We start from the raw sequence: 20,153 nt of genomic DNA, 5'->3' as shown, positions 1-20,153 counted from the left end.
GCGCTTCTCGCTGCGAGCATGCTCACGCTGGCTGCCTGCGGTTCCGGCGAGACCGTGGGGACCACCCCGGCGGGCGAAAGGGCGAGCACCGCAACGCCCAGAATCGCCGCGGTGATCAAGGGACTGGACAACCCGTTCTTCCAGACGATGAAGCAGGGCATGGACGACCAGGCCAGCACGGCCAAGGTGCCTGTCACGGTCCAAGCGGCCAACGCCATCACGGACACGACCGGCCAGGCGGACAAGCTCAACGGCCTGGCCGGACAGGACTTCTCCTGCTACGTGATCAACCCGATCTCGGGCACCAACCTGGTCCAGGGTCTGGCCCACCTCTCCGCCCGGAACAGGACCGTGATCAACGTCGACAGCCCGATCGATGCGGAGGCGGCCAAGAGCGCGAACGTCAAGCTTGCGTCGTACATCGGGACCGACAATGTCGAGGCCGGCAAGATGGCCGGGCAGCGTATGACCAAACTGCTGCCGGACGGCGGCAAGGTCGCGGCCATCGGCGGCATCCCGGGTGATGTGACCAGCGGCGCCCGGATTGAGGGCTTCCAGCAGGGGCTCGGGCCCGATGCCAAGGTGGCGCAGATCGTCGCGGCCAACTGGGAGCGGCAGACCGCGCTCACCGCCGCCACCGACGTGTTGCGGGCGCACCCCGACCTGGCCGGATTCTTCGTCGCCAACGACGACATGGGGCTCGGCGTGGCACGAGCCGTCGCCAACGCGGGCAAGACCGGCAAGGTCAAGGTCATCAGCGTGGACGGCATCAAGGACGCGCTCAACGCGGTCAAGGCCGGCACCCTGGATGGCACCGTCGCCCAGTACCCGTACGCGATGGGGCTGATGGCGGTGGAGGCGTGCCAGGCGGCGGCGATCGGCAAGACGCTGCCCGTCAACGTCAAGGCCCCGGTCGAGCTGGTCACCAAGGAGAACGCGGACGAGGCGTTGGCGGCCACGCCCAAGCCGTTCGGCGGCTTTGACGACCCGTTCATGACCCTCATCAAGTAGCGCCCGAGCCGTCCCGCCCGGCGGGACGAGGAGAGTCAGACATGGCAAACGCAACGCTCTCGGCCCGCGACACGGAGAGCTGGTCCGCGAAGCTGAAAGACGCCGGGTTCTGGGCGGAGTGGGCGGCCCTCGTCGGCCTGATCGTCGTGGCGATCGTGTTCCAGGCGCTCAACCCGGCCTTCCTCAGCTCCGGCAACATCGCCTCCATACTGCTGGCCGCCGCGATCCTGATCGTGCTGGCCGTGGGGCAGACGTTCGTGATCGCCGCCGCCGGCATCGACCTGTCGATCGCCTCGGCGATGACGCTGGGCGCGGTGGTCTTCGGCCAGGCGTACACGGCGCAGTGGGGGCTCGCGCTCTCGTGCGTGGCGGGCGTGCTCGCCGCGGCAGGGGCGGGCCTGGTCAACGGCCTGACCACCGCCTGGGGCAAGATCGCGGACTTCATCGTGACGCTCGGCATGCTCTCGGCCGCCTCCGGCCTGGCGCTGATCCTCTCCGATGGCAAGCCGGTCACGATCATCGATCCGGCGCTGCTCACCCTGTCCACCGGGAGGGTAGGGATTTTCGGCTATTCGTTCCTGATCGCGGTCGCGGTCGCGATCGTGGCGCACGTCGTGCTGTTCCACACCAGGTTCGGCATCCATCTGCTCGCCACCGGCGGCTCACCGGAGTCGGCCAACGCGATGGGCATCAGCACCCGGCGGATCAAGATCGCCGTCTACACCATCAGTGGCACGCTGGCCGGGCTGGGAGCGCTGCTCCTCATCGCCCGCGTCGGCGCGGCCGAACCCGCCTCCAACACCTCCTTCCTGCTCAACTCCGTGGCGGCGGTCGTGCTCGGCGGGGTGAGCCTGTTCGGCGGGCGGGGTACCGTCATCGGCCCGGTCGTCGGCGCGCTGCTGCTGGTCGCGCTGGTCAACGGGCTGACCCTGCTCGGGGTCTCCCAGTTCTACCAACCGCTGGCCGTCGGCGTCGTCGTGGTGCTGGCCGCCCTGCTGACAAGGTTCCAGCGATGACCGAGAACGGCACTGTCCTGCTCGAGACCCACGGGGTCTCCCTGGCCTTCGGCAGCGTACGCGCGCTGGTCGACGTATCCATCACCCTGCACCGCGGCGAGATCACCGCGCTGGTCGGAGACAACGGCGCGGGCAAGTCCACCCTCGTCCGCTGCATCTCCGGCATCCATCGGCCACAGAGCGGGCGCATCGTGTTCGACGGCGCCGAGACCGCCTTCCGCTCCGCCGAGGACGCCCGCGAGGCCGGGATCGAGACCGTGCACCAGAACCTCGCGCTGGTGGAGGACCTCACTGTGTGGCAGAACCTGTTCCTCAATCGCGAGATCGTCCGCAGGCTCGGCCCCATCGCCCTGCTCGACCGGCGCGCCATGCAGGCCCGCGCCCGCGAGATGGTCTCCACGCTCGCCGTCAACGTGCCTGCGGTGAAATCGCGGGTACGTCGTCTCTCGGGCGGCCAACGCCAGGCCGTGGCCATCTGCCGCGCCGCCGGGTTCAGCTCCAAGCTCGTGGTCATGGACGAGCCCACGGCTGCGCTCGGTGTGCAGGAGACCGCCCGGGTCGAGGAGATGATCCTCCGCCTGCGCGACGAGGGGCATGCGGTCCTGCTCATCAGCCACAACTTCGCCCAGGTCGTACGGCTCAGCCGGCAGGTGTGGGTGATGCGGGCCGGACAGTGCGTGGGCGGGCGGCGTACTGCCGAGACCACCGGCGAGGAGATCGTCGCCCTGGTCACCGGCGCGCTCGGCAACTGAGTCGGGGAACGGACCGGCGGTGAATCTACTGGTCATTGTCCGTCTCAGTTGTTTCGAGGCGTTCCGAACCAGGCGGAGAGTGCCTCGCGCAGCAGGGGCGCGGCGCTGTCCGCGGGTTCGTCGAGGGTGGCGGCCCAGGCGACGTGGCCGTCCGGGCGGATCAGCAGTACGTCGGCCGGTGGGTCGTCGGTCTTGGCGGTGTGGATGTCGAGGAGATGCCGCCAGTCCCGGGCGATCTGGCGGAGCTCGGGGCGGTCGGCGAGGTCGAGCAGGACGGGCCGGGCGGTGTGCATGAGCTCGGCGACACTGGTGACGCCTTGGCCGGTGTGCAGGGTGAGGTTGGGGGAGAAGGCGCCGGCCAGCGGATGCCGGCCGGCACCGGGCATCGGGTAGCGGATGTCGCTGCCGGCGACGAGGGCTCCCATGCGGCGCAGCGGCAGCTCGTCGGCGAGCAGTTCGGTGAAGAGCTCGCGGAGCGCTTCGGCGGCCGCGTCGTGCCCGCGTCGCAGGGCCACCTGAGCGCGGGTGTGCAGCAGGGTGCGGGCGCCGGCCAGGTGGCGTTCGGCGTGGTAGGTCTCCAGCAGGCCGGCCGGGGCCCAGCCGTTCAGGTCGGCGGCGAGTTTCCAGGCCAGGTTCACCGCGTCCAGCATGCCGGCGTTGAGCGCCACTCCGGTGGCGGGGAACAGGTGCGCCGCGTCACCGGCCAGCAGGATCCGCCCCTCGCGGTAGCGTTCGGCCTGGTGGGACTTGAAGGTGAAGCGCGACAGGCGGGTCGATCCGGCCAGGGGCAGGTGGGCGCCGAGCACGCGGCGGACGCTGTCCTGCAGTTCGCTCAGGGTCATCGGGACGTCGTCGTCGTAGTCGGTGGTCTCGTCCTCGATGGTGTAGAGCGAGACGGACCGGCTGTCCGGTGAGGAGCCGACGCCGAGCAGGCCGTGGTCGGTACGGGTGAAGCCGGCCCGGATCGTGCCGAAGCCGGGAACGTCGAGATCGCCGTTGCCGAGAACGGTGACCGTGTCCGGCAGGGTGACCTGGGCCAGCCGGTTGACCTCGGGATAGGTGGTGCCGGGGAACGGGATGCCGGCCCGGTCGCGTACGCGGCTGCGCGCGCCGTCGCACCCCACGAGATAGCGGGCGCTCACCTGGTAGAGGCCGTCCGGGCCGTGCACGTCCACGGTGACCGCGTCGTCGTCCTGGTTCACCCCGATCACCTCGTGGCCGCGGCGGAGGTCTACGCCGAGTTCGCCCGCCCGTTCGCCGAGCAGCCGCTCCAGCAGTTGTTGCGGCAGTGGCAGGGCGTGCATCGGCGGTTCCGGCATCTGGGTGAAGTCCAGGTGCACTCCGCCGAACGGAAACCGGGGAGCGGGCATCGGGCCGGTGCAGGCGGCTTGGAAACGTTGCAGCAGGCCCCGGTAGCGCAGCAGTTCCAGGATCTGGCCGCCCAGGCCGCCGGCCTTGGGGGTGTCGCGTGGCCGCGGCTGCCGTTCCAGCACCAGCGGTCGCACTCCGGCCAGGAGCAGTTCGGCGGCCAGCATGAGACCGGTTGGTCCGGCCCCCACGACGATCACGTCGGCGTTCTCCGCCGGCCGCTCTTCCCGCGGGTCCGCCGCGGGCCGGGGGGTGTGGTGGTGCTCCATCATCAATGACCTTTCACTCTGGTTGTCGCTTTGTGTTCGTCCGAGCCGGACCGGAACGCAGCCACCGCCCGTTCCACGCCTTCGTGCACCGCGGCACGGTCGGAGACGTCGAGCGGGACGCACGCCAGGGCGCCGGGGTGGCGAGCCTGCAGGTCCGCCGGCGGCGCAACGTCGCGGGCGGCGGCCACGACGCGATCGCCCCTGCTCAGCGCCCTGGACGCACCCGTGATGAACCAGGCGCGCACGGCACTCGTTCCTTGCATCAGTCGTCGATCGCCTGGTAGACGGTGGTCCAGAAGTCGTTCATCAGGTGGGCGGGGCTGGGCACCGTGTAGCCGAGCTGGCAGAGCAGGATGCCGGTGAGCTGGTTGGCCGGGTCCGCGTAGGCGGAGGTGCCGCTGCCGCCGTCCCAGCCGAACTGACCGATCGGCGCGTAGTCGCCGCGGTACGTGCGCACCGCCATGCCCATGCCCCAGCCGCCCTGCTGGCCCTGGCCGAAGGAGATGTGCACGGCGTTGCGGGCCAGGGCGGTGCGGGCGGCGTTCTGCTCGGGGGTGAGCCGGTTGGTGGTCATCAGCTCCACGGCCGGCCGGGACAGGATGCGCCGGCCGTTGTGGACACCGCCGTTGAGCAACATCTGGAAGTAGGCGTGGTAGTCGTCGGCGGTGGAGACCAGGCCGCCACCGCCGCCCTGGAACGCCGGGGGCTTGCTCCACCGGCCGCCCTCGGGCTCGTCCCACGCGAGGAACTCGCCCGTGGCGGGGTCGGGGGCGTACAGGGTGGGCAGCCGGTCGATGCGGTCGGCGGGCACGTGAAAGCCGGTTTCGGTCATGCCCAGGGGCTCGAAGATGCGCTCGCGCAGGAACTCCTCGAAGGTCTGGCCGCTTACCCGGGACACCAGGACGCCGACCAGGTCGCTGCTGATCTGGTACTGCCACTGCTCGCCGGGCTGGTGCATCAGCGGCAACTCACCCAGGCGGCGCATCCACTCGTCCTGCTCGGGCACCTCGGTCGGCAGGTTGGGGGTCAGGCCGCGCTCGAAGACGGCGTTCAGGATCGGGGTGCCCAGCGCGGTCATGTCCATGCCGAGGCCGAAGGTGGAGGTGAGGATGTCGCGGACGGTGATCGGGCGGCGGGCCGGGACGGTGTCGTCCAGCTCGGCGTCGATGCGGGTGAGCACCTGGCGGTTGGCCAGCTCGGGCAGCCACGGGTCGGCCACGTCGTCCAGTCGCAGCCGGCATTCGTCCAGCAGCACCATCGCCGCCGCGATCGAGACCGGCTTAGAGGTGGAGGCCATCCGGAAGATCGTGTCACGGCGCATCGGCGCGCCGCCGTCGTGCCGCATCGTGCCCAGCGTCTCGACGTGCGTCCGGCCGCCGCGGCTGACCAGGGCGACCAGGCCGGGGATCCGTCCGGAGTCGACATGCCGTGCCAGCACCTCACGCAGCCTGCGCAGGCCCTGATCGGAGAAGCCATTCCTGCTCACTGCCATGATCCTTATCTCCTTGTCGTCATGATTGGTCCGCCGGTTCCGTTCGGATCCGGCGTTTGTGCGTTCACTCTCGCGAAGGGACCTGACACCGGCCCGTCGCCGCCCTGATACCGCCGTTGACATTTCGGTGCCGGGTCAGCGGGCAGCCCGGCCGGGTGACGGCTGCTCCGCGGCGAAGCCGGGAACGTAGTCCTTGAGCCGTACGAGGTGCGGGCGGACCGCGGTCGTACGGTCGAATCCCTCCTGCGAGGGCGTGCCGAGGAAGAACCGGTCGGTGGCTTCTCGCCCCAGGTGCTGGTGCTCGGCGACGAAGCCGCGCATTTCCCGCTCGTACGAGGCGAACGCCCGCGCGTGGTCACCTCCCACGGCCAGTTCGCCGGCCAGGATGTAGGCGCCGATCAACGCCTGGGAGGCGCCGCGGCCCGAAACCGTCGCCGCACAGTAGGCGGCGTCCCCGAGCAGCACCACCCGGCCCGAGAACCAGCGGTCCATCTCCACCTGGGCATTCGCCTCGAAGAAGAGGTCCTCCGCCCCCCGCATCTGCTCCAGCAGGAGCCGGATCAGCCGGCCTTCGCCGGCGAACCGCTCAGCCACGATGCGCTCGTGCTGTCCGGCGTCATCGCGGTCGTAGGCCAGCGGCCCGGAGGCGAAGCGCAGCGCCGCACGCGCTCGGGTGCCGTCGCGGGTGCTGAGCACCGCGGCCGCCTTGCCCGGTACGCGGTATCCCCGGCCGTCGTCTTCGGCGCCGAGGCGGCCGGGCACGCTGAAGACCGCCGTGTAGAGGCCCAGGTGCCGGACGAAGCGCTCGTGCGGCCCGAAGGCCAGCGAGCGGGTGCGCGAGTGCAGCCCATCGGCACCGGCCACCAGGTCGAAGCGGCGCGGCCGGCCGCGGTCGAAGGTGACCCGCACGTCGTCGGCGCTCTGCTCCAGGGTGGCGATCGAGTCGCCGAACACGTACTCCACCTCCCGGCGGGTGGCCTCGTACAGCAGACCGGCCAGGTCGTCCCTGAGAATCTCCAGGTCACCCGCGCAGATCAGCACAGACTCATCCCGCATCGCCGTGTCACCCGGCCGCAGGCCCAGCGCTTCGGCCTGCTCCAGCAGGGCCATCCGGTCCAGCACGTCCAGCGCCTCGCCGCGCAGGCCCGCCGCGTACCCGCCCGCACGCACCCGCGGGGCGCGCTCCACCACGGTCGGGGTGAACCCGTGATGGCGCAGCCAGTACGCCAGGGCGATCCCGGCGACACCGGCACCGCAAACCAGGACGTCCATCCAAGCGCTCCCTCGACCAGGCGAATCGGTACGCATCGAGGATCAAGTACGGTGAACACCCGAAACAACGACGAACCCCGAAAGATCACCTTCAGTGGGAGTGAACGGAGCAGGTCAGGCGTGGAACTGCGGGACATCGAGATCTTCCTGACCCTGACCGAGGAACTGCACTTCGGCCGTACCGCCACCCGGCTGTGCCTGTCGCCCGCCCGCGTCACCCAGGCGATCCAGAAGCAGGAACGGCAGGTCGGCGCTCCGCTGTTCGAGCGCAACAACCGCACGGTCCGGCTGACACCGGTCGGCCGGCAGCTCCGGGACGACCTCCGGCCGTTGTATGCCGGGCTGAAGGAGAGCGTGGCACGCGCCCAGCTCGCCGGCCAGGGCATCACCGGCACCCTCCGCGTCGGCATGCTGCCGCTCAACGCCTACGACCTGCGCCCCTACTGGGACGTCTTCCGCCTCCGCCACCCGGAATGGAAACTGCGCATCCACAGCGCACAGGTGGGCGAAGCCTTCCCCGCGTTGCGACGCGGAGACATCGACGTCCTGGTCAGCTGGCTCCCCATCGACGAGCCCGACCTCACCGTAGGGCCGGTCGTGTTCGCCGAGCAGCGCGTACTGGCCGTCGCCGCCGACCACCAACTCGCCTCCCGCGCGTCGGTCTCGCTGGAGATGGTCTCCGACTTCCAGCATCCGCACGCCGACACCGGGCCCGGCTACTGGTACGACGCCTACGCCCCGCGCCTCACCCGGCGCGGCCGTCAGATCGAGCGCGGCCCCGTGGTCCGGGACGCGGAAGAGGCCATGACCCTGGCCAGCATGGACGGGCTCGTCGTGCTCTTCCCCGCCCACGTCGCCCGCTACTGGGCACGGCCCGACATCGCCTACCTGCCGGTCACCGACATGGCGCCGCTGCCGTACGCGCTGGTGTGGCGCAGTGAGGCGGAGAACGAGCCCATCCGGGCCCTGGCCGGGATCCTCCGCGACCTGGGCCCTCTCCCGTCCCCTTGAAATGGGGTCGAGGTGGTTTCCTGGCGACCGGCGAGGTCGCGCTGAACTGGGCGGGCCATGACGTCACCGCCCGCCCGGCCGTCTGATCTTCTCCACGGGGCAGGGCCGGCTGTGGCCGGCACGCTCTTTGGGCGGTGCCGACCGCATGTCAGCGGTGGTATCAGGACGGCGACGGCTCCGTATCAGGCTGGTTGGCGATGGTGGGTGTCAAGAGAACGCAGCAAAGGAGCACATCATGCAGAAGTTCGACACCCCCGCCCCGATCTCCGCCGTCCTGGACATCCCCGCGGGGCGCGTCCGGTTCGTCGCCGCCGACAGGGCCGACACCACGGTCGAGGTCCGGCCCGCGAACGCTTCGAAGAGCCGCGATGTGAAGGCGGCCGAGCAGACCACGATCGAGTACGCCGACGGTGTCCTGCGGGTCGTGACTCCGGCGACGAACCAGTACCTCGGCCTTTCCGGATCCATCGAGGTGTCGGTCCAGTTGCCCGCCGGCTCCCAGGTCGAGGCGAAGACGGCCAGTGCCGAGCTCCGGACCGTCGGCCGCCTCGGCGACGTGGTCTTCGACGGCGCCTACCGTCAGATCAAGCTCGACGAGATCGCGAGCCTGCGCCTGAGCGCGAGCGACGGTGACGTCGAGGTCGGACGGCTGGGCGGAGCCGCGGAGATCAGCACCGAAAGGGGCGACATCCGGATCGCCGAGGCCGGCGGCGGCAAGGTCGTGCTCCGCACCCAATCCGGCGACATCTCGATCACCGCGGCAGCCGGGGTCTCCGCCGCCCTGGACGCCGGTACCGCCTACGGCCGCATCACCAACTCCCTCAAGAACGACGGCGTCGCCGAACTCGACATCCACGCCACCACCTCCACCGGCAACATCACCGCAAACAGCCTGTGACGCAGCTTCCCCGCATAGGCTGGGCGAGGCGTTTGCCACGGCGGAAGGACGGTTCCGACATGGTCAGCGATGACTCCGTCACCTGGGAGCGCGTCCGGCCGTTCGGTTGGCAGGAGGGTGCGATCTTCCGGGTCTGCCGGCCGCCGCGGCCCGGCCGCTCTGGGCCTGTGCCCTGGTGGCGGCCGGGTGCGTGGCGATCGGCGGCCGGCTGGTGCGCCGCCAGCCGGTCAATCGGGTCGTGTTCCGGGGCGAGAGCGTTCGGCAGGAACGGCTCCCGCTCCGTCAGATGCCGCAGGGGCCGGGTGGCCCTTTGACGAGAAGGGTCAGGCTTGAAGGCTGGTTTCGGCGAGCCCGCTGCGTTCAGCGTGAGGTAGGCATGATGCTGTAGGACTGTCCCGGCTGGGTCTCGAAGGTGAAGGTGGTCTCGCCGGTGTCGGCGTCGCTGCCGTAGGAGACCCGTACGGGACCGCGGTCCCCCCGTACGAGGATCCGGCGCGTCCCCCACGGGCTGGCGAAGGTGACGGGGCCGCCTTTCTCGCTGGTGAGCTCGATCTGCCTGACGGGCTGCCCGGCTTCGCGGGAGGCCGACACCAGGAAGGCGCCCTTCGCGCGCAGCCGCGTGAACGAGCCGTCACGGTCGGCGGGCCAGACGGGGAAGACGCGGAGGGTGTTCTCGAAGCTCTGCAGGAACATGGAGTTGACCGTCTCGATCGAGCCCGAGGTCTCTTGCCCGCCGCCGAACTGCCGCACGGTCAGGTTCTCGCGCCACAGGTCGTTGATGACGGTGGTGAACTTGCCGATCAGGTCGTTCGGCTCCCAGCCGGCGCGGGCCGCGATGGTGAAGGTCTTCGGGAAGCCGTTGCCCGACGAGCCGCGCGTGCCCGGCTTGAACGGGTCCACCCACTGCAGCGTGTTACGCACCTTGCGCAGCAGTTCGGGGTCGCCGCCGATGGCCAGGTTGTCGCTGGGGTGGACGACGCCTTCCAGGTTGATGGGCTGGTCGTTCTTGTTGAGCAGCGCGTTGCCCTTGATCGGGTTCTCGATCTTCTCGGCCAGGAAGATGACGTCCAGGCCGTCCATCTGCCCGGTCGGGTAGGGCGTGAGATCGTCGAGGAAGCCCTGCCAGACCGGCCGCATGCCGGCGTCCACTCCCAGCTTCTCGCTGTAGGTGATCAGCGCCGTCAGCGTGCGGCGGATGTAGCCGAGGTCATAGACGGGGTTGACGTCGTCGCCGCCCTCGTTGACGCCGGTGTGCAGGACGTCGTACTTGCCGTCTTCGCCCTTCTCCGCGAAGTCCATCCAGAAGGCGCCGAGCTCCTTCAGGTAGGGATAGGTGAACTCGCGGAACATTTTCTCGTCCCCGGTGTACTCGTAGTCCCACAGGAACGGGATCGCCGAGAACGTGCCGTTGCTCTGCTGGTCGCTGGGCAGCCTGTCGTGCCGCTTGTCGGGGGCGACCGGGGCCTCGGCGGGCGCGGGCCTGGTCTGGTTGAAGGGGGAGAAGGAGCGCCAGAAGGTCATGCCCCGGTAGCCCGCCTCGTGGGTGCGGTTGCGGGCGTAGGGCACCTCCGCGCGGACCGTCGGATAGAACGGCCTGGCCAGTTCGGGCCGGTTGGCCGAGTAGACGCCGTAGTACTGCGACTCGGTGTTGTAGTTCATGAAGTAGCGGTTGCCGAGGTTGGGGGAGTCGGTGGTGCGCCAGGGCGAGTACGTGCCCGGCATGAAGAACCCCTCCCGGCTGGCGGCGCCCATGACGTAGAGGGCGCCGTAGTAGTACTTGTTCAGGGTCGTGTCGCCCGTGTCCACGTACGACTTCAGCCAGAATCTCCGCCACCACTCGCGATGGTCCTGCTCGGCCCTGCGCAGCGCGCGGTCGTCGACCCTGGCGGCCCGCTCGATCGCCCTGGCCTTGAAGTCGTTGCCCGGCGTCGGATTGGCGTATGAGCCGTTGCCGTGCACCGAGCTGACCAGACGCACCGCCCTGCCCGGTATCAGCGTGAACTCCAGCCGCCCGACGCCCGGCGACGGCGTGCCGGCCACCGCCCGGGCCCCGATCACTTTGGCCGAGAGGGCCGCCTTGGACGCCCACTCCGCCGAGCCGTCGGCGCCGGTGGCCCTGGCCGCCCAGATCTGGCCGTCGGCCGCCACTCCGGCCGTGCCGCCCGGCAGGGTCACGTCGATCCGCAGAGGCACCGGCGCCTTGTCCGTGGACAGCTCGGTGACCAGCAGGTTCTCGCCGTCCGCCGTCCAGGTGCGGGTCTTGACGACCTGGCCGCCGATCGTCTGGGTGCCGCGTACCTCGGCGTTGAGTATGTCCTGTTGCTGGCGGTAGGTGGGATCCGAGGCAGGGGCGGGGTCGATCACATTCTCGCCGCCGCCGAAGAGTTGCAGGTCGCGGATGTAGGTCTTCTGGTTGGGGTCGGCCGGGTCGCGCACGGCCTTGGTCGTCGCCAGCCGTACGTGGCGGGCCGTGAACGCGGGCACCGTGCGGTCGGTCAGTTCGGCGGTGTTGCCGGTGACCGTGTCCACGTCGGTCCAGGTGCTGCCGTCGTCGCTCTTCTGCAGCGCGAAGTCCTGCGTGTTGAGCTTCTGGTAGTTGTCGGCCCGGCTCCGGAAGCCGTTGTGCCGCACCACCCAGCGGTCGATCGTACGGGCCCGGCCCAGGTCGATCGTGACCCACTGCGGGTCGGTGGCCGAGGCGTTGGTCCTGGACACCCAGCGGGTCTCCGGGTCGCCGTCGATCACGCAGGTGGCCGTGCACTCCAGGATGTCCTTCACGGCCGCCGCGACAGGCGGCTTGCCGCCCTCGGCGACGGTGATCTCACCGAGGTGCGGCTGGCCGTTGCTCCGCCAGAAGTCGGACTTGGCCAGGTAGAAGGTCTGCTCCCGATCGCGGGCGTCGGAGGTGACGTGCAGGTCGCCGTTGCCGAGCAGCAGGCCGGAGGTGTAGCCGGTGGTCAGCACGGTGTTCAGGGCGGGCGGCGCGGTGTAGGCGTCGGTGATGCCCGACAGGATGCGGCGGACGTCGGACCACTCCCGCGCGGGTGAATCGGCCTGCGCGGGCTGGGCGGCGAGGCTGGTCGAGAGTACGGCCAGCACGAGGAGAGCGTTGCGAGGACGCATGGGGGTGCTCCTTCCGGAAAGGGGGACGTGGGTCCGGGCTCAGACGGAGACGACGGTCCCGGTCAGACGGGCTCGTTCTGCGGCGAAGACGACGCGGTGACTGGCCACGCTCTCTTCGATCCCCGAGCGGATCAGCTCGGGCCGGCCCTGGTGCAGGGCGTCGATGAAGGACCTGGTCAGGCCCTCGTCGCCGCCGGCGTGTCCCTCGGCGGCGCTGGAGCCGTCGAGAGAGGTGTCAATGGTCGTGGTTTTCTCCGATTTGAAGTCATAAATATGGATAAATCGGCCATCGCCGGTGAGCTGGCCGGCGGTGCCGAAGATCTTGGTGTGCCGGTTCCCCAGCGGGGTGAAGGCGGTCATCGTGAACGACGCGGTTGCCCCGCCCTCGAACTCCAGGCTGACCACCTGGTGGTCCACCACGTCGTTGTCGCAGGCGTACACGCACCGGCCGTAGGGTCCCTCGCGCAGCGCCCTGGTCAGCGCCTCCTCGGTGAGCACCCCGGCGGTGACGACCCCGGTGAAGTACCGCTTCGTGCCGCCCTTGCGCAGGCCGTCGCGGTAGAGCGCGGTCGCGGAGTAGGCGCAGGTGTCCTGCAGAGGGCAGTCGAGACAGCGGTCGGCGGCCCCGGCGGGCCGGTTGGCCTCGGTGAAGTGCATGAGCCCGCCGAAGGAAGAGACCCGCGACACCGGGCGGCCGACGACGTATCCGAGCCAGTCGATGTCGTGACAGGACTTGGCCAGCAGCGCGAACGTCGTCTCGTCGGTACGCCGCCAGTTGCCGCGCACGAAGGAGTGCGCGAAGTGGTAGGAGCCCACCGGCTCCAGATGCTCGACGCTGACGATCCGCCCGATCTCCGGCAGCAGCTCCATCACCCGCCGCGTGTAGGGGGTGTAGCGCATCACGTGGCAGACCACCACGGTGGCGGACGTGCGGGCGGCCACCTCGCCGATGGCCACCGACGCCTCCTCCGTCGGCGCGATCGGCTTCTCCAGCAAGATGTCGTAGCCCTGCTCGGCGAAGGCGGTGGTGGGCGCCAGGTGGTCGGCGTCGAGGGTCGCGACGATCACCGCGTCGGCGATCCGGCCGCGCGCCGCCAGTTCACGCCAGCCGGCGAACACGTTCTCCGGCGGGAGGGCGTACCGGGCCGCGAACCGGCCCCGTACCGCCTCCCGGGGTTCGGCCACGGCGACGACCCGCACCTGGTCCGGCCATTGGGCGGCCAGTTCGGCGTAGGCGGCGCCCCGCGCGCCCGCTCCGACGACGGCGACGGTGAGCGGCCGCTCCAGCGGCACGCCCAGGTGCCCGCGCAGGTTCGCGTGGGCCGATGTTGCGATGGTCATCCTTTGACGGCTCCCCCGGTGAGACCTTTGACGAAGTGCTTCTGCAGCAGCAGGTAGAAGACGAGGATCGGCAGCGTGGCCAGGAACATCAGGCCGAACATGCCGCCGAAGTCCCGCTGGAACTGGCCCAGTGAGCGGTAGACGCCGACGGTGACGGTGGTGCCGCCCGCGGGGCCGAGAATGATGAGCGGGTTGAGGAAGTCGTTCCAGATCCACACACCCAGGAAGATCAGTACGCTGGCCGTCGCCGGGCGCAGCAGCGGGAACACCACCCGCCAGAAGGTGCCGAACCTGCCCGAGCCGTCCATCGCGGCCGCCTCCTCCAGTTCGATCGGGATCGACCGGATGAACCCGGAGAAGACGAAGACGCCGAAGGGTACGTAATAACCCACGTTGAACAGCACCAGGCCGCTGATCGTGCCCATCAGGTGCGTCGCGTTGAGCACCTGTGTGACGGGCACGAGGAGCACCTGCGGGGGGATCATCAGCCCGGCCAGCAGCACCAGCAGGGCGATGCGCGCGAAGCGGCCGCGCGTACGGCAGATGTAGTGCCCGAGCATCGCCGAGACGATGGTCAGCACCACGATCGACAGCAGCGTAACGGTGACACTGTTGATCAGGCCGTTCCAGAACAGGCGGTCGGGCCGGTCGAGGGCCTGGACGAGGTTGTCCAGCGTGGGCGGCAGCGGCAGCGAGGCCGGCGACGCGGTGATCTCCGGGCCGGACTTGAACACGTTGGCGAGCACCAGGTACAGCGGCAGGAAGAAGGCGGCGGCCAGGATCAGCGCGATCAGCGGACGCGGTTTCACAGGTCGATCTCCCTGCGCTTGAGCACGCGGAGCAGCACCGAGGAGGCCACCGCGACGATGACCAGCATCGTGATCGCCATGGCGGAGGACAGGCCGGTGCGGTTCTCGGCGAAGCCGGTCTGGATGACGGTGAAGGCGATGGTCGCCGTGGTCCCGAGCCCCGGCCCGCCGGCGGTGAGCACCTGCACGTGGTCGTACGCCTTGAAGCCGGTGATCAGCAGCATGACCGTGTTGAGCGTCATGGCGGGGGCCAGCATCGGCCAGACCACCCTGCGGAAGCGCAGCCACGGCCCCGCGCCGTCGATCTGCGCCGCCTCCAGCAGCGAGGGCGGCACGCCCTGCAGGCCGGCCAGGTAGACCACCGAGCAGAACCCGAGCATCTGCCAGGAGATGACGAACGCGATCGAGTACAGCGCCAGGTCAGGGTCGGACAACCAGCCCACCCGCGTGCCGAGCAACCGGTTGATGAGCCCTTCGTCCTGCAGCATGGCCATCCAGACCACGCTCACCACGACGGAGCTGAGCACCACCGGGACGAAGAAGACGCTGCGCAGCGCGTTGTAGAGCCACCCGCGCCGGTCGAGCAGCACGGCCACCGCGACCCCGCCCACGTTCGGCAGGATGACGACGATCAGGGTGAGGACGGTGGTGACGTACAACGAGCGCAGGAAGGAGTCATCGGCGAAGATCGTGAGGTAGTTGCGTACGCCGGTGAAGTCGGCCGCCGGGTGGAACAGGTCGGCGTTGGTGAGGCTGTAACCGAAGCTGAGCAGGATGGGGGCGAGCACGAAGCAGGCGTAGACCAGCAGCCCCGGCGCGGCGAAGACGAGCGGATAACTCCAGCCGCGCGGCGACCTGCGGACGGGCGTCTTTCTGGCCAGGAACATCTACCGGCCGCCGGCCTTGACCCACTCCTCGTCGAGGAGCTTGGCCGCCTCATCGCCGCCGGTCTCGCCGGCGATGATCTGCTGGGCGATGGCGAAGACCTTGTCGCCCACGCCGGGCAGCAGCGCGTCGTCGCCGGTCTCCACGGTGAAGGCGTTGACCACCTTGGAGTCCTGGAACACCTTCAGCGTGGCGTCGTAGACCGGGCCCATCCGCGGCGGCCGGTAGCCCTTGATGGCGATGATCGCGGCGTCGGACTTGACCAGTACGTCATTGTTGGCGGCGTTCTGGTTGAACTCCAGGGCGAAGGTCCTGGCGACGTCCAGGTGCCTGGACCTGGCGTTCACGATCGGCCCGCCCCCGGTGAACGAGGGCACGACCACCTCGCCGTCGTCGGTCGGCCAGGCGAACACCCCCACGTCGAACGGCGGCCTGTTCGCGTCGGCGGAGGCGGCGAACCACGAGCCCATCGGGTACATCGCCCCCTTGCCGTCGAGGAACGCCTTCTCCGTCGAGGGGTAGTCGCGGCTGAGCCCGGCCCTGTCGATGTAGCCCTTCTTCACCAGGTCGGCGAACTTCCGGGTGGCGCCGGCGAAGATCGGGTCGCTGAACCTCACCTGTCCGGCCCGGCGCTTGACCAGGAAGTCCGGCTGCTGGTCGTAGACGTCGGCGCCGACCAGCGCCATCCAGATGTAGCCGGCCGCGAAGGCGTCCTTGCCGCCGCCGCCGACCACGAACGGGTTGACGTCCTTGGCCTTCAGCTTGGCGCTCGCGTCCAGCAGTTCGGCGTACGTCCTGGGCGGGGCCGTGATCCCGGCCTCGGCGAAGAGCTTCTTGTTGTAGTAGACCAGCGGGGTCGGCTGGGAGTTGTAGGGGAGCTGGTAGATCTTGCCGCCCAACGGGTTGGACCGCGGATATTCGTAGGGGGCCAGCTCTTCGGGGGTCCACGCGTGCAGGTTGCCGCTCTCGGCGAAGCCCGCCGGGGCGATGGCCTGCATGACGTCGGGCAACTGGCCCGAGGCGAGTAACTGCTTGGCGTAGGCGTTGCGCTCGCCCGCGCTGGGGGCCACGAGCTTCTTGACCGCGATGTCGGGGTGCTTGTCGGTGACCCGCTTGATCGCCTCGTCCCAGTACTGCGGGGTGAGGTTGGGGGTCTCGAAGACGAGGAAGGAGATCTCCTTCTTCCCGCTCGCCGCCTGCTGGGCTCCGGTGCTCCCGGCGCTGCCGGCGGGGGCGCAGGCAGCGAGTGTGAGCGCGGCGGCGCTGACCGCGATGACCTTGTTCACCTGGGGGGTCCTCTCTCCATGTCGCACCGATATTTTTAGTAGGTCCTCAAATAATTAGCAACGGCCTATCATCGGATCGTGACATTGACGGGACAGGATCCGGCGCTGCTGCGCCGCCTGAACACCACTGCCGTCCTGCGCGCCCTGCACGGCGTCGAGGGGGCCACGCTGACCGAACTGGTGAAGATCACGTCGATCTCCCGCGCCACGATCGAGGACGTGATCGCCTCCCAGCCCGACCTGGTGGAGGAGATCGCACCCAAGCCGGGAGACCCCCGCCCAGTGGGGCGCCCGGCCAAACGCCTGCGCTTCCGCGCCGAGGCCGGCCACGTCGTGGGCCTGGACATCGGGCCGCACAAGGTGCTCGCTCTGACCGCCGACCTCAAGGGCACGATCATCGACACCCGCCGCTCCTTGGTGGACCCCCGGGCCGAGCCCGCCGCCCGCCTGGCCGCCGCCAGATCCGTGGTGCGCCGGAGCCTGCGCGCGGCGGGCGTCGGCCCCGGGGGCGTGCGGGCCCTGGGCGTGGCCACCACCGGCGTCGTCGACCCGGTCGCCGGCAAGGTCGTGGTCAGCGACCGCCTGCCCGGCTGGGCCGGGCTCGACCTGGCCGGCTCCTTGACCGGCCTGTCCGTCGGCCCCGTGCTGGTCGGCAACGACACCAACCTCGCCGCCCTCGCCGAGCACTGGGCGGGCGCGGCGCGTGACGCCCAAGACGTCCTGTGTCTGCTGGTCGGCCGCAGCATCGCCGCCGGCCTGCTGATCGGCGGCAAGCTCTACGCCGGCCGCAACGGCGCCGCCGGGGAGATCGGCGTCATGCGGGCCTTCGGGTGGTACACCGCGCTCGACCGGTTCCTGGCCTACGGTGACGACGATCCCGCCGGCGGCAGCTCGTCCAGGGACGCGGCGGAGCGGGTCTTCGAGGCCGTACGGCGGGGTGACCCGCAGGCCGCCGCCATCGTCCGCGCCTTCGCACGCGACCTGGCCAAGGGCGTCGGCGCCGCCGTCCTCACCATGGACCCCGAACTGGTGGTGCTCGGCGGCGGCCTGTCGGGGGCGGGGGAGTTGCTGACCGGGCCACTGCGCGAGGAACTGGCCGAGTTCTGCCTGTTCCCCGTCCGGGTCGAGGCCAGCACCCTCGGCGGGCGCTCAGTCGCCCTCGGCGCCGTACGCCTGGCACTGGACCACGTGGAGCACGAACTCTTCGACGTCTGACCGCCGGCGCGCGGGTGAGTGGTGGTGTCGAGCACGCGGACGCGTATGGTGGCGTGCTCGATGGCCGCCAGGATGTACTGGCGTTGCCCGCTGAGGGTGACGGTCGTGGGGTCGGCCCCGGGCGCGGTGTCGGTGTTGCCACCGGTCCGTTTCCCGGAGCCGCCCGCCCGCACCCGACGTGCGGCTCTCACCGCATCGGGCGCTCCACGTGTCTTGCCCGGTGGTCAACCGTTGGTGGTTGCCGGTTTCGGGGTCCACGGGGTCGTGATGGTGTTGCCGCGGTAGCGGTAGCGGGTCACGGCGACGCTGGAGGCGCCGGTGAACACGACCCCGTTGTGGGCGAACCTCCATCCGACGTCGCAGAAGCGGCGTCGGAGTTCGGGCATTCCGATCCGGTGGGTCCCGCGTTCGTACTTGGCCCGTAACCAGCGCATGATCCGACCCCACGTATAGTGATCGATCGCGTTGAATATGGCCTTGGAAACCCCGTGTCGGAAGTATCTCGCCCAGCCCGTCAGCGTCCGGTTGATGCTCGTGAGGAGTTCGTCCGGCTGCATATGACGGCTCTTCGAAGTTAAGCGGGTTGAGGCAGCCGCGGCCGCGTCGGGTGGTGGCGCAGCGGGTGCGTAGCCGCTGATTCTCGGGGTTGCGGAAGCCGTAGGCGTCGCGGGCGGTGGTCTTGATGACGCGGTTGGTGCCCTCGGAGCCGGCGTTGGTGATGCCGGTGCGCAGGAAGGCCAGAATTTCGGGCCACCAGGTCTCGATGGTGGTGGCCAGGCGTTCGAGTTCGGGCAGGCCGGAGGAGGCACAGCGGTCGTAGAAGCGGAACAGCCGGCCGGCGATCACCGTGCGGTCCGGGTGGGTGCGGGCCAGAGCGAGCAGGTCCAGCAGGTCCAGCAGGTCTTCCTTGGCGTTCCAGGCGGCCAGGATCGGCCGGCCCAGTCGCGCGGGCAGCGCGTGCAGGTCATCGACCATCGGATCCAGCTGGCGGGCGTGCATCCGGGCGGCGGAGCGGGTGAGGCGGTTACGCAGCTCCCATTCGCGGTTGCCTTTGCGGCCGCGTCTGCCGCGCACCTGGACGGTGAGGCGGCGGCGGATCTCGGTGAGCGCGGTGTTGGCCAGCTGCACCACGTGGAAGTGGTCGACCACCAGCGTGACGTGCGGCAACGCAGCGCGAACGGCGGACTTGAAGATGGTGCACATGTCGATCGCGACGAAGGCCACCTGCCGGCGCCAGGCGGTCTCTCGCTGGTCGAGCCAGCCGGTCACCGCGGCGATGGGCGTCCTTCGACCTGGCCGAGCAGTCCCTGCTCGCCGGACAGGTCCACGAAGCCGACATGCCAGCGGTCCACCGTCGTCGTCCAGGTGCCGGTGCTCTCCTCCAGCACCCAGCGGGGCCGTCCGCGCCGGATTTCATCGATGCCCAGCACGTTCACCGGTGCGGGCTGGGCGGGTAGCACTCGGCGGGCGTGCGCGGTGAAGGCCGCCGACACGATCGGCCACGACACCCGGTGATCTCGCGCCGAGTGGATCACCGTCCGGCCGCCATCGGCGACGGCGGCGCCGGCGGCGCCGGCGGCCTGGCGTAATCGCGTGGTCAGCCGCGCTCGGGCGGGGACCTGCGGGACCTGCTCGGTGAACGTCTGACGCGGGCAGGACGCCTGGTCACAGCACCAGCGCCGCTTACGCCAGCGCAATGCACAGCACCGCCCGCCGACCGGCAGATCCCGCGGGCGGGTGGTCACCCACTCCTTCATCCGGACCGCGACAACTCCGCACTGCGGGCAGCACCTGGCCCGTTCATCCGCGGTGGCCAGATGCACCACCGGCCCGTCTTGCGGCTCGTTACCTGCGGCGACGACCTTCGTGACGGCCAAGCCGTCCAGGCCGAGCAGCAGCGTCGTATCGTGGTCCATGCTCGTGGCTTCTCGCTGTGGCCTTTTTGCTTCGACAACAAGAAGGATTCCTGAGAGCCACGAGCCCTCTCAAGCCCAGGCCAGGCCGGACCTCAACCCCCGCTCAAGTTCGAAGAGCCGGTATCAGGTGCGAGAGCGCCGCGAACCACAGGCGGTCGGCTGGGTCGTAGCGCACTCGCGGGACCTGACGGCGTAGGACAGCGTTCTGATGCCGAAGCACCAACAGTTCCGCCTCCCTGGAGAGGCTCTTCCGTAGCAGCAGCGCGGGCAAAGACAACAGACGCCGGGTGACGGTGCACACCGTAGACAAGATCACGAAAGAGGATCCCAGGCGATCAGGACCGGCCATTCGGCGCCCCTGAGCCCCTCCGCTCATCGGGCGAAGGGCTCAGCGCTGGAAGTGATTCGAGTTCTTGAGTGCCATAGGGTCCGTACGGTCGGCAAGAAGGTGTTGTCAGAATGAAGCAGTTCGCCGTTCTTGCCGCAAAC

At 69.8% G+C, this 20,153-nt stretch carries 17 protein-coding genes and 1 pseudogene; 6 read left to right on the top strand and 12 right to left on the bottom strand.

The annotated features are described in order from the left end of the window. Positions 1–18: 18 nt before the first annotated feature. Genes AB0I81_RS53970 through AB0I81_RS53960 form a run of 3 tightly spaced genes read left to right on the top strand, consistent with a single transcriptional unit; the run spans position 19 to position 2,779 of the window. Positions 19–1,011 (top strand): substrate-binding domain-containing protein, encoded by a 993-nt coding sequence (locus tag AB0I81_RS53970; protein ID WP_360676188.1) that lies wholly within the window; start codon positions 19–21, stop codon positions 1,009–1,011. 41 nt (positions 1,012–1,052) lie between these two features. Continuing rightward, positions 1,053–2,027, top strand: coding sequence for an ABC transporter permease (locus AB0I81_RS53965; protein ID WP_360676185.1), 975 nt, complete (start codon positions 1,053–1,055; stop codon positions 2,025–2,027). Further along, on the top strand, positions 2,024–2,779 hold the full coding sequence (locus tag AB0I81_RS53960) for an ATP-binding cassette domain-containing protein (protein WP_360676182.1): 756 nt from the start codon (positions 2,024–2,026) through the stop codon (positions 2,777–2,779). The genes AB0I81_RS53965 and AB0I81_RS53960 overlap by 4 nt, the downstream gene beginning before the upstream one ends. A gap of 44 nt (positions 2,780–2,823) precedes the next feature. On the opposite strand, the gene AB0I81_RS53955 is transcribed toward AB0I81_RS53960, so the two are convergent. From AB0I81_RS53955 to AB0I81_RS53940, 4 genes are all read right to left on the bottom strand, one after another. After that, positions 2,824–4,419, bottom strand: a complete 1,596-nt coding sequence (locus AB0I81_RS53955) for an FAD-dependent monooxygenase (protein ID WP_360676179.1) — start codon at positions 4,417–4,419, stop codon at positions 2,824–2,826. Next, positions 4,419–4,661, bottom strand: a complete 243-nt coding sequence (locus AB0I81_RS53950) for a hypothetical protein (RefSeq protein WP_360676177.1) — start codon at positions 4,659–4,661, stop codon at positions 4,419–4,421. Before AB0I81_RS53950 ends, AB0I81_RS53955 begins: the two co-directional genes overlap by 1 nt. 17 nt (positions 4,662–4,678) lie before the next feature. Next, positions 4,679–5,908, bottom strand: a complete 1,230-nt coding sequence (locus AB0I81_RS53945; RefSeq protein WP_360676174.1) for a serine hydrolase domain-containing protein — start codon at positions 5,906–5,908, stop codon at positions 4,679–4,681. Between the two features lie 135 nt (positions 5,909–6,043). Then, positions 6,044–7,180 carry an FAD-dependent monooxygenase gene (locus AB0I81_RS53940; RefSeq protein ID WP_360676171.1) on the bottom strand — a complete coding sequence of 379 codons (1,137 nt, stop codon included), beginning with the start codon at positions 7,178–7,180 and terminating at the stop codon, positions 6,044–6,046. 120 nt (positions 7,181–7,300) lie between these two features. On the opposite strand from AB0I81_RS53940, the gene AB0I81_RS53935 reads away from it, so the two are divergent. Both AB0I81_RS53935 and AB0I81_RS53930 read left to right on the top strand, forming a co-directional pair. Beyond that, a complete protein-coding gene (locus AB0I81_RS53935; protein ID WP_360676168.1) occupies positions 7,301–8,191 on the top strand; it encodes a LysR family transcriptional regulator in 891 nt (296 codons plus the stop codon). A gap of 235 nt (positions 8,192–8,426) precedes the next feature. Continuing rightward, entirely contained in the window at positions 8,427–9,089 is a 663-nt protein-coding gene (locus tag AB0I81_RS53930; RefSeq protein ID WP_360676165.1) for a DUF4097 family beta strand repeat-containing protein, read from the top strand. A 360-nt stretch (positions 9,090–9,449) separates the two neighbouring features. Here the strand turns inward: AB0I81_RS53930 and AB0I81_RS53925 are convergent, their stop codons facing one another. Genes AB0I81_RS53925 through AB0I81_RS53905 form a run of 5 tightly spaced genes read right to left on the bottom strand, consistent with a single transcriptional unit; the run spans position 9,450 to position 16,533 of the window. Then, on the bottom strand, positions 9,450–12,212 hold the full coding sequence (locus AB0I81_RS53925; protein WP_360676162.1) for a discoidin domain-containing protein: 2,763 nt from the start codon (positions 12,210–12,212) through the stop codon (positions 9,450–9,452). Positions 12,213–12,251: 39 nt separating this feature from the next. Next, positions 12,252–13,553, bottom strand: coding sequence for a Gfo/Idh/MocA family oxidoreductase (locus AB0I81_RS53920; protein ID WP_360676159.1), 1,302 nt, complete (start codon positions 13,551–13,553; stop codon positions 12,252–12,254). Continuing rightward, positions 13,550–14,362 carry a carbohydrate ABC transporter permease gene (locus AB0I81_RS53915; protein WP_360676156.1) on the bottom strand — a complete coding sequence of 271 codons (813 nt, stop codon included), beginning with the start codon at positions 14,360–14,362 and terminating at the stop codon, positions 13,550–13,552. Before AB0I81_RS53915 ends, AB0I81_RS53920 begins: the two co-directional genes overlap by 4 nt. Next, a complete protein-coding gene (locus AB0I81_RS53910) occupies positions 14,359–15,249 on the bottom strand; it encodes a sugar ABC transporter permease (protein WP_360676153.1) in 891 nt (296 codons plus the stop codon). The genes AB0I81_RS53915 and AB0I81_RS53910 overlap by 4 nt, the downstream gene beginning before the upstream one ends. After that, positions 15,250–16,533, bottom strand: a complete 1,284-nt coding sequence (locus AB0I81_RS53905; RefSeq protein ID WP_360676150.1) for an extracellular solute-binding protein — start codon at positions 16,531–16,533, stop codon at positions 15,250–15,252. Positions 16,534–16,611: 78 nt separating this feature from the next. On the opposite strand from AB0I81_RS53905, the gene AB0I81_RS53900 reads away from it, so the two are divergent. Beyond that, positions 16,612–17,748 (top strand): ROK family protein, encoded by a 1,137-nt coding sequence (locus AB0I81_RS53900; RefSeq protein WP_360676147.1) that lies wholly within the window; start codon positions 16,612–16,614, stop codon positions 17,746–17,748. Between the two features lie 224 nt (positions 17,749–17,972). Here AB0I81_RS53900 and AB0I81_RS53895 read toward each other — a convergent pair whose 3' ends face one another. The 3 genes and pseudogenes from AB0I81_RS53895 to AB0I81_RS53885 all read right to left on the bottom strand — a co-directional run bounded on the left by AB0I81_RS53895 (position 17,973) and on the right by AB0I81_RS53885 (position 19,664). Beyond that, positions 17,973–18,305, bottom strand: a complete 333-nt coding sequence (locus AB0I81_RS53895) for a group II intron maturase-specific domain-containing protein (RefSeq protein ID WP_360676313.1) — start codon at positions 18,303–18,305, stop codon at positions 17,973–17,975. A 127-nt stretch (positions 18,306–18,432) separates the two neighbouring features. Beyond that, positions 18,433–18,972 (bottom strand): annotated as a pseudogene (locus tag AB0I81_RS53890) (transposase); the annotation flags it as partial. Positions 18,973–19,013: 41 nt separating this feature from the next. Then, complete coding sequence (locus AB0I81_RS53885) at positions 19,014–19,664, bottom strand: transposase family protein (protein WP_360676144.1); 651 nt, start codon at positions 19,662–19,664, stop codon at positions 19,014–19,016. Between the last annotated feature and the right edge of the window lie 489 nt (positions 19,665–20,153).

The sequence above is a fragment of the Nonomuraea sp. NPDC050404 genome (assembly GCF_040655495.1).
Taxonomy (GTDB): Bacteria; Actinomycetota; Actinomycetes; order Streptosporangiales; family Streptosporangiaceae; genus Nonomuraea.
This window is presented reverse-complemented; position numbering and strand designations above follow the sequence as displayed.

Bases quoted from the DNA above. Each gene is read 5' to 3' on its own strand.
- AB0I81_RS53970 (WP_360676188.1), top strand. From the start codon at position 19: ATGCTCACGCTGGCTGCCTGCGGTTCCGGCGAGACCGTGGGGACCACC.
- AB0I81_RS53965 (WP_360676185.1), top strand. From the start codon at position 1,053: ATGGCAAACGCAACGCTCTCGGCCCGCGACACGGAGAGCTGGTCCGCG.
- AB0I81_RS53960 (WP_360676182.1), top strand. From the start codon at position 2,024: ATGACCGAGAACGGCACTGTCCTGCTCGAGACCCACGGGGTCTCCCTG.
- AB0I81_RS53955 (WP_360676179.1), bottom strand. From the start codon at position 4,419: ATGATGGAGCACCACCACACCCCCCGGCCCGCGGCGGACCCGCGGGAA.
- AB0I81_RS53945 (WP_360676174.1), bottom strand. From the start codon at position 5,908: ATGGCAGTGAGCAGGAATGGCTTCTCCGATCAGGGCCTGCGCAGGCTG.
- AB0I81_RS53940 (WP_360676171.1), bottom strand. From the start codon at position 7,180: ATGGACGTCCTGGTTTGCGGTGCCGGTGTCGCCGGGATCGCCCTGGCG.
- AB0I81_RS53930 (WP_360676165.1), top strand. From the start codon at position 8,427: ATGCAGAAGTTCGACACCCCCGCCCCGATCTCCGCCGTCCTGGACATC.
- AB0I81_RS53925 (WP_360676162.1), bottom strand. From the start codon at position 12,212: ATGCGTCCTCGCAACGCTCTCCTCGTGCTGGCCGTACTCTCGACCAGC.
- AB0I81_RS53920 (WP_360676159.1), bottom strand. From the start codon at position 13,553: ATGACCATCGCAACATCGGCCCACGCGAACCTGCGCGGGCACCTGGGC.
- AB0I81_RS53910 (WP_360676153.1), bottom strand. From the start codon at position 15,249: ATGTTCCTGGCCAGAAAGACGCCCGTCCGCAGGTCGCCGCGCGGCTGG.
- AB0I81_RS53895 (WP_360676313.1), bottom strand. From the start codon at position 18,305: ATGCAGCCGGACGAACTCCTCACGAGCATCAACCGGACGCTGACGGGC.
- AB0I81_RS53885 (WP_360676144.1), bottom strand. From the start codon at position 19,664: ATGGACCACGATACGACGCTGCTGCTCGGCCTGGACGGCTTGGCCGTC.